This window comes from Ruegeria sp. A4, assembly GCF_056543025.1.
Map to the genome: position 1 here is coordinate 86,664 of NZ_JBQGAW010000008.1, position 16,425 is coordinate 103,088.

Sequence of the window (16,425 nt, forward strand, 5' to 3'; positions counted from 1 at the left end):
AAGCTATTCACTGATCAGCGATTGTCCAGCGATTTCAGGGTGGGAGTTCCTCGGCGCCATTCACTGGGTGGGGGCTGTGATATGTGGCGCCGAGGGAAGCTATCTGAGCTACGAGTCACTGTATGCTGGTTGTTTGCGGCGCGACAATGTTTCGAAAATGACCTTATTGTGACCAATTGTGGTCGATCACTCGTTGGGTTCAAAGTCAAACCGCAGGGACAGACGATTGCATCCCCCGCGCCGCTCGTACCGGATATCACTGGTGAGGCGATGAATCAGGAACCAGCCGAACCCACCTTCGGGGAGGTCTTGCAGATCCGTTCCAATCGGAGCAGGGGTGCCATCCGGCAGTCGGTATCCAGGCAGCGGGCGCCCCGTATCCGAGATCAAGATGTCCAGAAGATCCCTGTCCAATCGGCAGGTGACCTGAACCTTGGCCGCGGCGATGCCATTGTAAGCGTGTTCCACGACGTTGTTGATGGCTTCAGCCAAAGCAATCTTCACATCACCGGCTTTATGCGGGGGCAATCCCCGTTCCGCCAGACCGACGCTGAGCTTTGCAATGCCCTCGCTGGCCTCTGATTCCGTCGCAGGGAAGGTCAATTCCAGACAGGTCTTGTTTTCAATCGGCTCCACGCCATCTATCCCCTGCTGCCGTCAGGCGTTTGTCTCTGACAACGCGTCATCCAGTGTTTCAAAAAGCCTGAAAACCGTATCCATGCGTGTCAGGCGAAAGACCTTTTCGACCACTGGCTGCAATCCGGCCAGATCAAGCCTCCGATCCTTGCCCAGCTGCTTCATTGAGGCAACGATTGCACCCAGACCGCTGGAGTCAATGAACTCGACATCGGACAGATCCAGCACAACGCGATGAGCGCTGTCCTCGGTATTGGCGCGCATGTCTTCCTTGAACTGAATGGCCATTGCAGCATCGATCCGGTCGGCATGAACGGTGATGATCTGAGTTTCGCCGGTTGTCTTGCTGGTCAGCCCCATGATCCTGCCGCCTTCCAAACTGAAATTGAGTCGTAGAAATACGCTAGACGGCAATTCTTACCATTCGGTATTCAAGAGCTGGAAAGCAGGAGGAAAACCCGGATGAGAGACGTTGTTATAGCAGGGGCCGCCCGTACACCGATGGGCGGGTTTCAGGGCATGTTTGACGGTGTTGCTGCGGCTGACCTCGGGGGCGAAGCAATCCGCGCGGCTTTGCAGCAGGCAGGGGTGCAGACGGTCGACGAAGTGCTGATGGGCTGCGTTTTGCCGGCGGGGCAGGGCCAGGCACCTGCGCGGCAGGCCGGATTCGCGGCGGGGCTGGGCGAAGAGGTTCCCGCCACGACGCTGAACAAAATGTGTGGTTCGGGGATGAAGGCGGCAATGATGTCCTTTGACCAAATTGCATTGGGTCACGCAGATACGATGGTTGCGGGCGGCATGGAAAGCATGACCAACGCGCCGTACCTTCTTCCCAAAATGCGCGGCGGTGCCCGCATTGGCCACGGCCAGGTGGTTGATCACATGTTCCTCGACGGCCTTGAAGATGCCTATGACAAAGGCCGCCTGATGGGGACTTTCGCCGAAGACTGTGCCGAGGCGTATCAGTTCACCCGTGAAGCACAGGATGAATACGCGCTGCAATCTTTGTCCAACGCGCTGTCTGCGCAGGAAAATGGCGCATTCGATCAGGAAATCACGCCCGTTACCGTCCGGACCCGCAAGGGTGAAATTCTGCTTAAGTCAGATGAGCAGCCGAAATCCGCCCGCCCCGAGAAGATCCCGACGCTGAAACCTGCCTTCCGCAAGGACGGTACGGTAACGGCGGCCAACTCGTCTTCGATTTCGGACGGCGCGGCGGCGCTGGTTCTTGCGTCGGCAGAAACCGCCGAAGCGCAGGGCATGACGGTTCGGGCCCGGATTTTGGGTCATGCGAGTCATGCTCAGGCCCCCGGCCTTTTCACGACGGCTCCGGTTCCGGCGGCGCAGAAGCTCTTGTCGCGCATTGGCTGGAGCAAGGATGACGTCGACCTGTGGGAAGTGAACGAGGCCTTCGCGGTTGTGCCGATGGCATTCATGCACGAAATGGGCTTGCCGCGAGACAAGGTGAATGTGAATGGCGGCGCCTGCGCCCTGGGCCATCCCATCGGTGCCTCTGGTGCCCGCATCATCGTTACGTTGTTGAATGCGCTGGAAAAACGTAATCTCAAACGGGGCGTCGCGGCGATCTGCATTGGCGGGGGGGAAGGCACGGCCATTGCCATCGAACGCGTTTGACCCTTCATCTTTTTCCAAATACTCCGGGGGTTCGGGGGCCGTGCCCCCGACCATCCGAAGGGGTTGCAATCAATGACTGCCGATTATGAAACGCTTGCCAAAACCATCGCGGCCCTGACCGAAGGCGAAACGGACCAGGTTGCTCTTATGGCCACTGTCGCCTGCGAGGTTCACCATTCCGACGATCGTTTCGACTGGACCGGGTTTTACCGTGTCACCGAACCGGGCGTTCTGAAGATCGGGCCCTATCAGGGTGGGCATGGTTGTTTGGTCATCCCGTTCGAACGGGGCGTCTGCGGTGCAGCCGCAAGAACGGGCAAAACGCAACTGGTGCCGGATGTCGATGCGTTTCCGGGTCACATCGCCTGCGCCAGCTCAACCCGGTCCGAACTGGTTCTGCCCGTGCGGGATTCGTCGGGAAAAGTCATCGCCGTTTTTGACATTGACAGCGACCAGCCGGATGCTTTCACGCAACAGGATGCGCAAAATCTGGAAGGCATTTTGACCGCCGTGTTTGCCGGGCTCTGACCGCTGCGGTCGTTGCGGATGTGCATCAACCCAAGGGATTCCCGGGCGATTGAACGGCCCGGCTGACTTCGTCTTGCAGGCTTCGAAGCGATCTCCTATCAAAATCCATAGCGAAGTTTCGTTTTGGGGTGTTTCTCAGGGATGCAAGAGTCTGACATCAATCCGACGGTCGCGGATGAAGCGCCTCCAAAAGGGATCAGACGCGCCCATATGGCGACATTCCCGGATCGCATCGGCGTATTGCCCCATTCGGTGGCAAGCATCGCGCATCAGGTCGACAGGGTTTTCATCTGCCTGAACGAATATCAGGAAATTCCCGATTTTCTGGGCGAGTTCGACAACGTCACCGCCGTGATCCCTGACCGGGATTACAAGGATGTCGGCAAGTTCATTTTCCAGCCGGATCCGGCAGATACCGTTTTTCTGGCCGACGATGATATCGAATATGCGGACAACTATGTCCGTCAGACCATACGCCGGGCGCGGGGGGTCGGACTGGAAAAACGTGTCTTCGGCTATCATGCCACGACGTTCACAAACCCGACGCCCAGGTCGATACGGCAGCGCACGTTGTTGCGTATGAACCAACGGCTGACCTACTCGACCAGGGTACACCAGCTGGGAACCGGAACCGTTATGGTGTCCGGGTCGCTGTTCCCGACACTGGAATACATGGAAGGCAGCGAGAAGTTCGTCGACGTGCGTTTTGCCCGTTACTGTTTCGAAAACGGCATCGAAATGTGGACGCTGCCCAGAAATCGCCGCCGCTTTCCCAGCTTGCTTGCCGGGCTGGAGCCGGAAAAGCGTGAAACGATCGCCGACAGTTTCACCCGTCGTTGGCCTCAACATGTGTTGGATGAAGTGAAGGTTTTTGCCGGCCTTCAACTCTAAAGCCAGGCGGGCTTTGCACGATTCAGGCTTTTCCAGATCTGTCTCTGTCGCGAAGGTTTTCCCATGTCGCCGCAGCGCCACGGGGGAGCGATATGTGCTGTCTTTTTGAAATGAAGTCCTTGTACGGAAAAAACTGAAATTCGGCTGCTGCACCCCTGCGGTTTTTCTGGTGTTTCAGGGGCCTGTGCGCCTGCTGGTCCTCAATTCTGTCTTTCGCACACGATGATGATCGACACCCAAATGAAACCGAGCGTGAAAAAATGCTTGGAAATTTCACCAGCTTGCTCCATCGTGAAAAATGAGGAAAGAATTTCACGAGATTCGGAGTGGCCTGTGAACAGCCAAGCCCCCCAAAGCGCGACCCTTGGTGCTGACCTGAGGGCCTTGCGCAAGGCCCGAGGGTTGACCCTGACCGAGATTGCAACTCGGCTGGATCGCTCTGTCGGTTGGTTGAGCCAGGTCGAGCGCGATTTGTCCGAGCCTTCAATCTCGGACCTGCGCCAGATTGCAGAATGCCTTGGCGTGCCAATGTCGATGCTGTTTGCGCATTCAGCCGCCCCTGCGAACGAATTGGGCTACGTTGTGCGCGCTGGGTCGCGTCGCCCGATGGGGTCGAACGAAGAAGGGCTGATCGAAGAGTTGCTGTCGCCGGATCTGACCGATGATTTCGAAATGGTGCATTCCACGTTCGAGCCTAAATCACGGATGCAGACGCCGGCCAACCGCCCGACGCAGGAAGTGGGCTATATGATTTCAGGTCGATTGAACCTGACGATCGGGTCACGTGAATTCCTGGTGGGGCCGGGTGACAGTTTTCGGATCAAACATGAGCCTTATCAATGGGCCAACCCCTATGACGAACCCGCCGTGGCCATCTGGGTCATTGCTCCGCCGGTGTACTGATGAGCTTCGAGGCCTGGACCATATTCGCGCTGTTCTGGGTGGTATTCGTCACCACACCGGGGCCGAACGCGGTCAACTGCATCTCGAACGGGATGAGCCTGCCGTTTCCAAGGGCCATGATGGGTGTATTGGCCATACTGACGCAGGCCAGCATGTTTTTGATCCTGTCCGCGCTGGGGGTGACGGCCCTGATTGCCGCTTCTCCGACCGGATTTTTCGTGGCCAAGCTGGTCGGCGCGGGCTTTCTGATCTGGTTGGGCGTGCGGGGATGGATGAACGCAACAAAGCCCGCTCCGGTCTCGGAACGCCCGGCCCGGCACGTTTATCTGCACGCGCTGGCAGTGGCCACGATCAACCCAAAAAGCGTCGCGGGCTATCTGGCCGCGTTTTCGCAATTCGTGCAGCCGGACGTGCCGATCTGGCAACAGATGGTCGTGATCATGCCAACCGCACTTTTCATCACAACGCTCAGCTATACCGGTTTTACCGTGTTGGGCGCTTTGATGGGCAAGGCGGCGCTGGGCGCAGTGTTCAACACATGGGTGCGCCGGGTGATGGCGGCCTGTTTCATCATCTACGGCGTGTTGCTGGGAACCAGTTCCGCACCCGCGGCAAGGGGGTAGTCTTATGTACAGAGGGTCCTGCCTTTGCGGTTCAGTTGCTTTCACCATCGACGGAGACCTTTCTCCGCCTTCAGCCTGCCATTGCGGGCAGTGCCGAAAGCAATCCGGCCATGTCTGGGCCTCGACCACGACCCATCAGGACAACCTGAGTTTCTCGGCCCGCGACACGCTGAACTGGTTTCGCGCATCAGACATCGCACGGCGCGGGTTTTGCAGCAAATGCGGCTCATTTCTCTTTTGGCAACATACCGAAGAGGACACGATCTCGATTTCCATGGGCGCGTTCGATGCGCCCACGGGCCAAAAGCTCTCGAGGCACATCTTTGTGGCTGACAAGGGCGACTATTACGACATCACGGACGATCTGCCCCAACGGGCAAAGTAACAGGGACCAAGACACATGAGTGATTTTCCGACAAAAGCCCGCGTGGTCATCATCGGTGGCGGTGTGGTGGGGGCTTCCTCGCTGTATCATCTGGCCAAGAAAGGCTGGACCGACTGCGTTCTGCTGGAAAAGAACGAACTGACCGCAGGCTCGACCTGGCACGCGGCCGGTAACGTTCCGACCTTCTCGACCTCGTGGGCGATCATGAACATGCAGCGCTATTCGACCGAGCTGTATTCGCGTCTGGGCGAAGAGGTCGACTATCCGATGAACTACCATGTTTCGGGGTCGATCCGTCTGGCGCACAGCAAGGAACGGATGCAGGAGTTCCAGCGGGCCATGTCGATGGGCCGCTATCAGGGAATTCCGATGGAGATGTGGACGCCGGAGCAGGCCAAGGAACGCTACCCTTTCCTGGAAACTCATGATCTTGAGGGAGTCCTGTATGACCCGACCGACGGTGACATCGACCCGGCGCAGCTGACGCAGGCGCTGGCCAAGGGCGCGCGTGACATGGGCCAGAAGATCATCCGGTTCTGCCCTGCCACAGGCGTGAGCCAACATGACGACGGCACCTGGACCGTCCATACCGAAAAGGGCGATATAGACTGCGACTATGTCGTCAACGCCGCCGGCTACTACGCGCAGCGTGTGGGTGAATGGTTCAAGCCCTATGGTGGCCGTACCGTGCCAGCGATGGTCATGAGCCACCAGTATCTGCTGACTGACGAGATCCCCGAGGTCGAGGCCTGGTCGAAGGAAAACGGCGGCAAGCTGCCGCTGCTGCGCGACGTGGATATTTCCTACTACCTGCGGCAGGAAAAGCATGGCTTCAACCTTGGCCCCTACGAACCCAACTGCAAGGGGCACTGGATGACCGAGGACGACCCGATGCCCGAGGACTTCAGCTTTCAGCTGTGGAACGACGATCTGGACCGGATCGAGGATATCGTCACCGACGCGATGGAACGGGTGCCGCTGATGGCGACCTCGGGCGTAGGGCGCGTGATCAACGGCCCGATCCCCTATGCGCCCGATGGCCTGCCGCTGATCGGTCCGATGCCCGGCGTCAAGAACGCCTTCGAAGCGCATACCTTTACCTTTGGCATCGCCCAGGGCGGCGGCGCGGGCAAGGTACTGGCCGAATGGATCGTGGATGGCGCCACCGAATGGGATATGTGGGCCGTCGATCCGCGCCGCTATACCGACTACACCGATCAGGACTACTGCAACCAGAAGGGCATGGAAGTTTACGGCAACGAATACGCCATGCACTTCCCGCATCACGAATGGCCTGCCGCGCGTGATAAGAAGCTGTCGCCGGTTCATGCCAAGGTCAAGGAACTGGGCGGTGTGATGGGCGCCTATAATGGCTGGGAGCGCGCCAACTGGTTCGCGCAACCGGGCGATGACACCTCCGAGGAAAGCACCCACACCTGGGGCCGCTCGGGCCCGTGGGAGCAGCGGATCAAGGAAGAATGCGAGGCCGTGCGCGACCATTGCGGCGTGCTCGACCTGCCGGGTTTCTCGCGCTTTGTCGTCAAGGGCGAAGGCGCGGCCGAGGCGCTGCGCGGGCTGATCACCGGTGGTCTGCCCAAGGTGGGGCGGATCAACCTCGTCTATGTCGCTGACGACCGTGGCCGCATCCTGACCGAGATGTCCTGCATGCGACTGGGCGAGGATGATTTCGTGATGATCACCGCCGCCACAGCGCAATGGCACGACCGCGACATCCTGATGAACGCGATGCCCGCGGGCGTCACCGTCGAGGACGTGACCACCACCCGCGACACGCTGATCGTGACCGGGCCGAAATCGCGCGAGATCCTGTCGGGTCTGACCGATGCCGACCTTTCGTTGGGCTGGCTGACCCATCAGGCCGCCACCGTGGCCGGGCAACCCGCGCACCTGATCCGTGTGTCCTTCGCCGGTGAACTGGGCTGGGAGGTGCACGCGCTAAACGAGCACATGCCGGCGATCTACGACGCGATCCTCGCCGCCGGGGCCAAGCCGTTTGGCATGTATGCGCTGAACAGCCTGCGCATCGAAAAGGGATACCGCGCGTGGAAGGGCGATCTGAGCACCGACTACTCGCTGCTGGAAGGTGGGCTGGAGCGCTTCATCAAGTTCGACAAGCCGCAGGACTTCCCGGGCAAGGCCGCGTTGCTGGCCGAAAAGCAGCGTGGAGTGAAGAAGTCTTTCGTTACGCTGGTCGTCGAGGCCGGTGACTGCGATGCGCCTTACATGTCCTGCATCTGGCAGGGCGATCAGATCGTGGGCGAGACCACTTCGGGCGCATGGGGGTACCGCGTCGGCAAATCCATCGCGCTGGGCATGATCAAGGCCGATCTGGCCAACCCGGGCACCGAGCTCGAAGTGGAAATCTACGGCCAGAAGTGCCGCGCCGTGGTACAGGAGGATCAGCCGCTGTGGGATCCCGCAAACGAGCGGCTGCGCGCCTGACAAAAAGGAGGCCCCCATGCGCCCGCGATATTCCAAGATGGGACCTGGTGAAGGTCCCAACTATGACTGGGAAAACGACCATACCTTCGTGAAAGTTTCCGGTGAGGACACGGGCGGAGCCTACACACTGATGGAAGACAACTTGAAGGCCAGCTTCGCGCTTGGCCTTCATCGCCACGACAGCCATGCCGAGACGTTCTATTTCCTGGAGGGCGCCGTGGATTTCTATGTCGACGGAGACTGGCACCTGTGCACGCCGGGCACCACCATGCATGTTCCGGCGGGTGTGTCGCATGCCTGCCGGGTTGCCGACAAAAAACCGGCACGGATGCTCATGATCTTTCAACCATCCGGGTTTGATGGTTTCCTTGCGGAACTGGCAACCATGACCCCGGCGGATTTCGAGGACGAGGCCAAGATGGCCGACCTGAATGCCCGATATGACATCGTGCCGATGGGACCGGTTCCGCCCCATCCCGCCGACCAGACCTGAGAAGCCAGCGAAATGAATGCTCCAAAGACGATGTCCGGTGTCTATCTGACGGGCCACGGTGGCCCCGAAGTTCTGGAATGGCGAGATGATATCCCGGTTCCTGAACCCGGGGCAGGGCAAGTTCTGGTTCGGGTCGCCGCCGCAGGCGTGAACAACACGGATATCAACACACGGGTCGGTTGGTATTCCTCGGACGTCACCGGCGCGACGGATGCCGTTGATCAGAAGGTCGAAGCGGGCGGTTGGGGCGGTGCATTGCACTTTCCCCGCATTCAGGGCGGAGATCTTTGCGGCATCGTGGAACAGGTTGGGCCGGGTGTTGCCTTCAAACCGGGTCAGCGCGTGACCTGTCCGATAAACCTGCCGCGCCCGCGCCCGGGAAACCCGCAGGGCTTCATTGCGCTGGGTTCCGAAATCGACGGGGCTTTTGCGCAGTATTGTCTGGTTGAAGCCGATGATCTCTATGACGTCAGCGCGTCGCCCCTTTCGGATGTGGAAATCGCCGCCATTCCTTGCGCCTTCGGGACGGCGGAGAACCTGCTGACCCGCGCAGGCGTGACGGCCGGGCACAAGGTGCTGATCACCGGCGCCTCGGGTGGCGTCGGGTTGGCGGCGGTGCAACTGGCCGCCCTGCGCGGGGCGTCGGTTTGGGCTGTAACAGCGGGCACGAAAGCCGAGATCGTGAAATCCCAGGGGGCCGAGAATACGTTTGATCGGAACGACCCGCTTCCGCAGGATATGTTCGATGTGGTGATCGACGTTGTGGGTGGCCCGGCCTGGCCATCGCTGATCCTTTCCCTGAAATCCGGCGGGCACTATGCCGTTTCGGGGGCAATAGCAGGCCCGATTGTCGAAGCTGATCTGCGGGACATATATCTGCGCGACATCACCATACATGGGTGCACGCACCAGGCGCTCGAAGTCTTTGACCGTCTTGTTGAACTGGTGAATACCGGACGGATCAAGCCACTGGTTTCCCGGACCTATCCGTTGAAGGATATTGGTATTGCACAGGCTGACTTTCAATCGAAGACCCTTCCGGGAAAACTGGTATTGGTGCCCTGAGGAGTAATGACATGGCAGATATCACTCTTTTGGACGGCTCTATCGGGCAGGAACTGGTAAAACGCAGTGGCGATCAGGCGACACCGCTGTGGTCGACGCGCGTGATGATTGATCACCCCGATTTGGTCGCGGAAGTGCACCGCGATTATTTCAGCCGGGGTGCGACGGTCGCGACAACCAATACTTATGCCGTCCATCGCTCTCGTCTGGTGCGGGTGGGGATGGAGGATCATATGCCTACCCTGATCGACACCGCCCTGACACAGGCCGAACTTGCCCGCGCGGCAACCGGGGGGCGGATTGCGGGTGCACTGGGGCCATTGCTCGCTTCATATCGCCCCGACCTTAACCCGGACCCTGCGGATGCGGCCGAAAAGTTCGCCGAACTTGTGGCCATGATGGCCGCGCGGGTCGATCTGTTTTTGATCGAGACCGTGTCCTCGGTGCAAGAGGCCGAGGGCGCATTGCGTGGCACGGTCGGATGCGAAAAACCGGTTTGGCTGTCTCTGTCAGTCAATGATGACGATGGCAGCCTTCTCAGGTCCGGCGAACCTTTGGCGGACATTGCTCCGTTGGTGAAGGAGTTTTCGCCCGATGCCGTGTTGATCAATTGTTCGTGCCCCGAGGCGATCCCGGCGGCGCTGGAAGTTCTGTCCGGCATGAATCGGCCCTTTGGGGCCTACGCCAATGGCTTCACGCATATTTCGGATGATTTCCTTCAGGATGCGCCGACCGTGGATGCCCTGCAAGAACGTCATGACCTTGGCCCCAGGGCTTATGCGGATCAGGTGATGCGGTGGATAGATCAGGGGGCAACGATTGTTGGCGGATGCTGCGAAATCGGGCCGAATCATATCGAAGAACTGGCGAACCGGTTGCGGGCCGCCGGTCACAACATCGTTTGAAGAAAATGGCGGCAAAATCTACTTCGGACGCTCCAAAACAGGCCATCCGGCATTTCGACATCCTTGTCGCGCCGGGTTTCGTGCTGTTGGAGCTGGCGTCGTTGGTTGAGGTGTTGAGACTGGCCAACCGCGTATGCCCAAGCCCTCCGTTCACCTTCACCTATCGCTCGCTCAAAGGTGGCCCGATTGCCAGCAGCAGTGACGCCGTGGTTCAAACAGAAGCGGTGCCGTCACAGCCAAGGGCGGATTACCTGTTCGTAATCGGCAATTCAGACCCGGACCATCCGGATTTGTCGTTGGGGCGGGTGGTGTCGGACTATACCTTCCGGGACGCCAAGGTGTTCCTGCTGGCCGAAGCCGCCAGCCGCTATATCGACGAGCAGGGAACGGCCGACCTGGCAACCCATTGGGAAAACGCATCGTTTCTGCGGGAACGCGGCGCCCGGTTCGAAGCCAAACTGTCGATCGCAACCGAACAGGGCGCGGTTGTGACATGTGCCGGGATGGAGGCCACGACGGATATCGCCTTGGCGGTGATCGGGCGCCATATCTCGGGGCCTGCGAAGATGACCGTGGCCGACATCATGCTGCATGAGAACATCCGCGATTTCGCTTCGATGCAGCCATTTTCGGGCGCCAAGTTGACGGCGACAGGCGATTCGAAGCTGGATCAGTGCATAAAGCTTATGAAAGCCAATATCGAAGACCCTCTGCCGATCAATCAGATCGTCGAATCGCTGCACCTGTCGAACCGGTCCCTCGAGCGTAAGTTCAAAACCTTTTTTGGAACCACTCCCAACGGATTCTACCGGGAAATGCGACTGGCCAAGGCAAATAACCTGTTGCTGAACACCACGATGAGCGTACGCGAAATTGGTTTGGCCTGTGGTTTTCCGAACGGGTTTTCGTCTGTTTACAAAAGCTTCTTCGGGGTCACGCCCTTTGTCGTACGTCGGCAAAAGCGAGCGGCATCACATCGGTGAAAACTGCGGATTTCGTGACGCTTTTGGTGCATTTGTTGTCGATCTTCCGTGGCAACCTACGCCAAACCTGACACAGCGGAGATTTCAGGATGGTTGATCTTCCCAGCAAGGCCCGAGCGGTCATCATCGGCGGTGGCGTCATCGGATGCTCGGTCGCTTATCATTTGACCAAGAAGGGTTGGAAAGACGTCGTGTTGCTTGAACGCAAGCAGCTCACCTCGGGCACCACATGGCATGCGGCGGGTCTGATCGCGCAGCTGCGCGCCACCGCGAACATGACCAAGCTGGCGAAGTACAGCCAGGAGCTGTATGGCGCGCTGGAAGAGGAAACCGGTGTCGCCACGGGCTTCAAGCGCTGCGGGTCGATCACCGTGGCGCTGACCGAGGAACGCAAAGAGGAAATCTATCGTCAGGCTGCGATGGCGCGGGCGTTTGGCGTCGAGGTCGAAGAAATCTCGAATGAGCGCGTGCAGGAGCTTTATCCGCATATCAACCTTGAAGGTGTCAAGGGCGCGGTCTATCTGCCGCTGGACGGGCAGGGTGATCCGGCCAACATCGCGCTGGCTCTGGCCAAGGGCGCCCGCCAGCGCGGCGCCATCGTCAAGGAACGGGTGAAGGTCACTGATATCGTCAAGGAAGGGCGCCGCGTGACCGGCGTGGACTGGGTGGCCGATGACGGCAGCGCCTCGGGCCATATCGAATGCGACATGGTGGTGAACTGCGCCGGCATGTGGGGGCACGAAGTTGGCCGCATGGCGGGCGTCAACGTGCCGCTGCACGCCTGCGAACACTTCTATATCGTGACCGAGAACATCGACGGCCTGACCCAGCTGCCGGTGCTGCGGGTGCCGGACGAATGCGCCTATTACAAGGAGGATGCGGGCAAGATCCTGCTGGGTGCCTTCGAGCCCAACGCCAAGCCCTGGGCGATGGAGGGCATCCCAGACAGTTTCGAGTTCGATCAACTGCCCGAGGATTTCGACCATTTCGAACCGATCCTCGAGGCCGCCTGCAACCGCATGCCAATGCTGGCCGAGGCAGGCATTCACACCTTCTTCAACGGGCCTGAAAGCTTCACGCCCGACGACGCCTATCACCTTGGCCTTGCGCCCGAGATGGACAATGTCTGGGTCGCCGCCGGCTTCAACTCGATCGGGATCCAGTCGGCGGGCGGCGCGGGCATGGCGCTGGCCGAGTGGATGGATTCGGGTGAAAAACCCTTTGACCTGGGCGATGTGGACATCAGCCGGATGCAACCCTTCCAGGGCAACAAACAGTATCTTTTCGAACGGTCCAAGGAAACGCTGGGCCTGCTCTATGCCGACCACTACCCCTATCGCCAAAAGGCCACCGCGCGCGGCGTGCGCCGGACGCCATTCCACCACCACCTGAATGAACACGGTGCCGTGTTCGGTGAACTGGCCGGGTGGGAGCGCGCCAATTGGTTCGCCAACGAAGGGCAGGAACGCGAATACAACTACAGTTGGAAGCGTCAGAACTGGTTCGAGAACTCGACCGCTGAACACCACGCTTTGCGCGAAAACGTGGGCATGTACGACATGTCCTCCTTCGGCAAGATCCGGGTCGAGGGCCCCGATGCCGAGAAGTTCATGAACTATGTCGGTGGCGGCGACTATGCCGTGCCCAATGGCAAGATCGTCTACACGCAGTTTCTGAACCGTTCCGGCGGGATCGAGGCAGATGTCACCGTCACCCGCCTTTCCGAGACCGCCTATCTGGTGGTCACCCCGGCGGCGACGCGCCTGGCGGACCAGACCTGGATGATGCGTCATTCGGGCGATTTCAACGTGGTCATCACCGATGTCACGGTGGGTGAAGGCGTTCTGGCGGTGATGGGTCCGAATGCGCGGGCCTTGCTGGAAAAGGTTTCGCCAAACGATTTCACCAACGCGGCAAACCCCTTCGGCACCGCGCAGGAAATCGAGATCGGCATGGGCCTCGCCCGCGCCCACCGTGTCACCTATGTGGGCGAGCTTGGATGGGAGATCTATGTCTCTTCCGACATGGCGGGCCACGTCTTTGAAACGCTGCACGATGCGGGGCAGGACATGGGGCTGAAACTCTGTGGCATGCACATGATGGACAGCTGCCGGATCGAAAAAGGTTTCCGCCATTTCGGCCATGACATCACCTGCGAGGATCACGTGGTGGATGCGGGGCTGGGCTTTGCCGTCAAGGTGGACAAGGGCTGCGACTTCATCGGCCGCGAGGCGGTGATCGCGCGCAAGGAAAGCGGGCCGAAATCGCGCCTGGTTCAATTCCGCCTGACCGATCCCGAGCCGCTGCTGTTCCACAATGAACCGATCATCCGCGATGGCGAGTATGTGGGCTATCTCAGCTCGGGCAACTATGGCCACACGCTGGGAGGCGCCATCGGTTTGGGTTACGTGCCCTGCGAAGGGGAGAAGGCCGCAGACGTTCTGGCCTCGACCTACGAAATCGACGTGTGTGGCACGAAAGTTCGGGCCGAGGCGTCGCTCAAGCCGATGTATGACCCGAAATCCGAACGGGTGAAGGTGTGACCACGGGGTTTGGTGGGGGCGCTGCCCCCGCCGCCTTCGGCGACTCCCCCGGGATATTTGTGGCCAGATGAAGAGCGGGTCCCTTGTTCATCTGGCCACAAATATCCCGGAGCGCGAGGCAGAGCCTCGCATTTCAGACCTGACCTAAAAAGCGTGATTTGACAACTCATCAAACATTGTTATGTGACACTTCACTGTTTTCAGAGTTTTCAACCCGTTCATTTCTGCCTTAAACCGAACCGGTATCAACCGGAGACCCGATGTGGCAGACACGCTTCTACCTTCACAGAACACGGACACACCAAAGGGGCTTGCGCTGGCAGTCACGGCCTATGTCCTGTGGGGGTTCTTGCCTCTGTACATGAAAGCGCTGGATCATATGGGCGCGGTTGAGGTTGTAGCGCACCGTGTTATCTGGTCAGTGCCTGTGGCCGGGTTGTTGCTGGTTGTCCTGGGCCGAACCCGGGATCTGAAGGCCGCGCTTGGCAATCCTAAGATGTTGGGTATGGCCGCTTTGACAGCAGCGCTTATTTCCGTGAACTGGGCGATTTACGTATGGGCCATTTCCACGGGCAACGCACTGGATGCGGCGTTGGGTTATTACATCAACCCCCTGTTCAGTATCGCGCTGGGGGCAATCCTGTTGAGGGAACCCCTGACACGGACACAATTGTTCGCGGTCGGATTGGCCGCGCTGGGTGTGGTGGTACTTGTGGTGGAAGCCGGTCGGTTGCCTTGGGCGGCTCTTGGGTTGATGATCAGTTGGGGATTCTACGCGTTCTTCAAGCGCTCGCTGCCGATTGGGCCGAACCAGGGTTTCCTGCTTGAGGTCCTGATCCTTTTGATTCCGGCACTGGTCTATGTCACCTTTCTGGGTGTGCGGGGCACTGGTCATTTCGGTGTCGCGATGTCGGACACCTTGTTGTTGTCCTGTGCAGGGGTCGTGACGGCGTTGCCGTTGTTGGTCTATGCAAACGGCGCCAAACTGGTGCGCCTGTCCACGATGGGCATCCTGCAATACATCGCACCGACCATGATCTTCATTACAGCGATAACCCTGTTCGGCGAGAAGATAGACACGGGCCGGATGATCGCATTCCCACTGATCTGGGCGGCTCTGGTCGTTTACTCGATCCCTATGATCCGGCAGGCTCGCGGTCATGCCTGAAGCAACAGGCGCGCGGCTGCATCCGCCCAAAGCGCATACGCCCGGGGGCTGGGATGATAGCCATCCGGTGCAGCCAATGCCGGGTCGTCCGGCAGGTCGAGTGGCAGGTGTTGAACATGCGGAAATGCAGCCGCAACCTCTTGCAACCCTTGATCCAGGCGCGCAGCCTGGCGTCCAAGCACCCAGGCCAGCGGCTGAGGCAGGGCCGGAAACCTGTTCATCTGCGGGACTGCGGTTACGACGATGCGACGAGTCCCCAGGTTTTCTGAAAGCAAGCGGATAAGGCGGGTCTGGCGGCGCGCAAATTGCTGGCGTGTCACAGCCCGGGTGACATCATTGACGCCGAGTGCCGTAACGACAGCATCGAATTCGCCTTCCATTTGCGAAAGACGGTCGATCGTGTCCTGGGTGGTGTGCCCTGTTGTCGCTTCCAGCCGCCATTCGACCGCATAGTGCCCGGCCAGACAGTTGACCAGATGGCCGGATAATGCCTGATCCTGCGTGCCTGCGCCTACTCCGGCTGCCGAACTGTCACCGGTGATCAGAAGCCGCAGACGCGGCCCGCGCCCTGTGCGGCCTTCGCGCGGGCCAGTTGGTTCCGGCAGCAACTGCGCGTTCCTGCGTACCGATAGGCCCTGCGCGGCAAGCACCGGAAGCAACGGAACCCGCAAAATCTGATCGGCAGCCAGTGAACGAGGCATTGTCAGCTCAGCGCGTTTTTGAATTCCAGAAAACGAGCGTCTGTCATGACCCGCGCCATCATTGCATCGCGCAAGGCACCTACCGTTTTGTAAGGGCGCATGACGACCTCGAAAACCTGGATCAACCCATCGTCGTTCAACGTAACAAGATCCACGCCGATACCATCCAGATCACCGACTTTGCATTGAAACTCCAATGCCCAGTCTTTCCCGTCGCCCATGACGCGCCGATAACGAAAATCTGAAAACACCTGCCCGACATGCCCCAGAACGGCAGCGACCGGTGCGCGCCCTGTCCAGGTGCTGTAGTATGTGGGTGGCAGGAACTGCACATCTTCGGCCAGGAGCTGATGGATCAAGGCCTCATCGCCCTTTGCGACAACCTCTTGCATGCGTTCAATTGTCGGGTGCATGGCATCTCCTCCGCTTTTGAAGAGAAGGTCACCGAACATGGGCGGGCATGCAAGGACGACGTTGCGGGAGGTCACGAGCTGCGATAGGCA

17 protein-coding genes are annotated in these 16,425 nt (G+C 59.5%); 13 read left to right on the top strand and 4 right to left on the bottom strand.

Annotated elements, in window-relative coordinates:
• Positions 1 to 186: 186 nt before the first annotated feature.
• Positions 187 to 636, bottom strand: a complete 450-nt coding sequence (locus ACR0E2_RS17770; RefSeq protein ID WP_480447391.1) for an ATP-binding protein — start codon at positions 634 to 636, stop codon at positions 187 to 189.
• 21 nt (positions 637 to 657) lie between these two features.
• Positions 658 to 996: an STAS domain-containing protein gene (locus ACR0E2_RS17775; RefSeq protein ID WP_171230612.1), complete on the bottom strand. Its 339-nt coding sequence runs from the start codon at positions 994 to 996 to the stop codon at positions 658 to 660.
• 102 nt (positions 997 to 1,098) lie between these two features.
• Between ACR0E2_RS17775 and ACR0E2_RS17780 the strand changes: the two genes are divergently transcribed.
• The 13 genes from ACR0E2_RS17780 (at position 1,099) to rarD (ending at position 15,221) form a co-directional block, all read left to right on the top strand.
• Positions 1,099 to 2,271 (top strand): thiolase family protein, encoded by a 1,173-nt coding sequence (locus ACR0E2_RS17780; protein WP_224858731.1) that lies wholly within the window; start codon positions 1,099 to 1,101, stop codon positions 2,269 to 2,271.
• A 72-nt stretch (positions 2,272 to 2,343) separates the two neighbouring features.
• The gene (locus ACR0E2_RS17785) at positions 2,344 to 2,799 is read left to right on the top strand and encodes a GAF domain-containing protein (protein WP_480447392.1); all 456 of its coding nucleotides are present in this window, start codon (positions 2,344 to 2,346) and stop codon (positions 2,797 to 2,799) included.
• Between the two features lie 141 nt (positions 2,800 to 2,940).
• The gene (locus ACR0E2_RS17790) at positions 2,941 to 3,690 is read left to right on the top strand and encodes a hypothetical protein (RefSeq protein ID WP_152459244.1); all 750 of its coding nucleotides are present in this window, start codon (positions 2,941 to 2,943) and stop codon (positions 3,688 to 3,690) included.
• Positions 3,691 to 4,023: 333 nt separating this feature from the next.
• A complete protein-coding gene (locus ACR0E2_RS17795; protein ID WP_480447393.1) occupies positions 4,024 to 4,593 on the top strand; it encodes a helix-turn-helix domain-containing protein in 570 nt (189 codons plus the stop codon).
• Positions 4,593 to 5,216, top strand: coding sequence for a LysE family translocator (locus tag ACR0E2_RS17800; RefSeq protein WP_480447394.1), 624 nt, complete (start codon positions 4,593 to 4,595; stop codon positions 5,214 to 5,216). The genes ACR0E2_RS17795 and ACR0E2_RS17800 overlap by 1 nt, the downstream gene beginning before the upstream one ends.
• Positions 5,217 to 5,220: 4 nt before the next feature.
• Complete coding sequence (locus tag ACR0E2_RS17805; RefSeq protein ID WP_480447395.1) at positions 5,221 to 5,601, top strand: GFA family protein; 381 nt, start codon at positions 5,221 to 5,223, stop codon at positions 5,599 to 5,601.
• A gap of 15 nt (positions 5,602 to 5,616) precedes the next feature.
• Positions 5,617 to 8,064 carry a GcvT family protein gene (locus ACR0E2_RS17810; RefSeq protein ID WP_480447396.1) on the top strand — a complete coding sequence of 816 codons (2,448 nt, stop codon included), beginning with the start codon at positions 5,617 to 5,619 and terminating at the stop codon, positions 8,062 to 8,064.
• A 16-nt stretch (positions 8,065 to 8,080) separates the two neighbouring features.
• Entirely contained in the window at positions 8,081 to 8,557 is a 477-nt protein-coding gene (locus tag ACR0E2_RS17815) for a cupin domain-containing protein (protein ID WP_480447397.1), read from the top strand.
• A 12-nt stretch (positions 8,558 to 8,569) separates the two neighbouring features.
• A complete protein-coding gene (locus ACR0E2_RS17820) occupies positions 8,570 to 9,622 on the top strand; it encodes an alcohol dehydrogenase family protein (protein WP_480447398.1) in 1,053 nt (350 codons plus the stop codon).
• 11 nt (positions 9,623 to 9,633) lie between these two features.
• Positions 9,634 to 10,527, top strand: coding sequence for a homocysteine S-methyltransferase family protein (locus ACR0E2_RS17825; protein WP_480447400.1), 894 nt, complete (start codon positions 9,634 to 9,636; stop codon positions 10,525 to 10,527).
• A 5-nt stretch (positions 10,528 to 10,532) separates the two neighbouring features.
• On the top strand, positions 10,533 to 11,510 hold the full coding sequence (locus ACR0E2_RS17830; protein ID WP_480447401.1) for a GlxA family transcriptional regulator: 978 nt from the start codon (positions 10,533 to 10,535) through the stop codon (positions 11,508 to 11,510).
• A gap of 89 nt (positions 11,511 to 11,599) precedes the next feature.
• Positions 11,600 to 14,053: a GcvT family protein gene (locus tag ACR0E2_RS17835; RefSeq protein WP_480447402.1), complete on the top strand. Its 2,454-nt coding sequence runs from the start codon at positions 11,600 to 11,602 to the stop codon at positions 14,051 to 14,053.
• Between the two features lie 262 nt (positions 14,054 to 14,315).
• Complete coding sequence (rarD, locus tag ACR0E2_RS17840; RefSeq protein WP_480447403.1) at positions 14,316 to 15,221, top strand: EamA family transporter RarD; 906 nt, start codon at positions 14,316 to 14,318, stop codon at positions 15,219 to 15,221.
• Here the strand turns inward: rarD and ACR0E2_RS17845 are convergent.
• Together ACR0E2_RS17845 and ACR0E2_RS17850 are read right to left on the bottom strand one after the other, a co-directional pair.
• Positions 15,212 to 15,922 (bottom strand): SGNH/GDSL hydrolase family protein, encoded by a 711-nt coding sequence (locus ACR0E2_RS17845; RefSeq protein ID WP_480447404.1) that lies wholly within the window; start codon positions 15,920 to 15,922, stop codon positions 15,212 to 15,214. The two genes, rarD and ACR0E2_RS17845, sit on opposite strands and share 10 nt — an antisense overlap.
• A 2-nt stretch (positions 15,923 to 15,924) precedes the next feature.
• Positions 15,925 to 16,335, bottom strand: coding sequence for a nuclear transport factor 2 family protein (locus ACR0E2_RS17850; RefSeq protein WP_152459232.1), 411 nt, complete (start codon positions 16,333 to 16,335; stop codon positions 15,925 to 15,927).
• Positions 16,336 to 16,425: the final 90 nt, after the last annotated feature.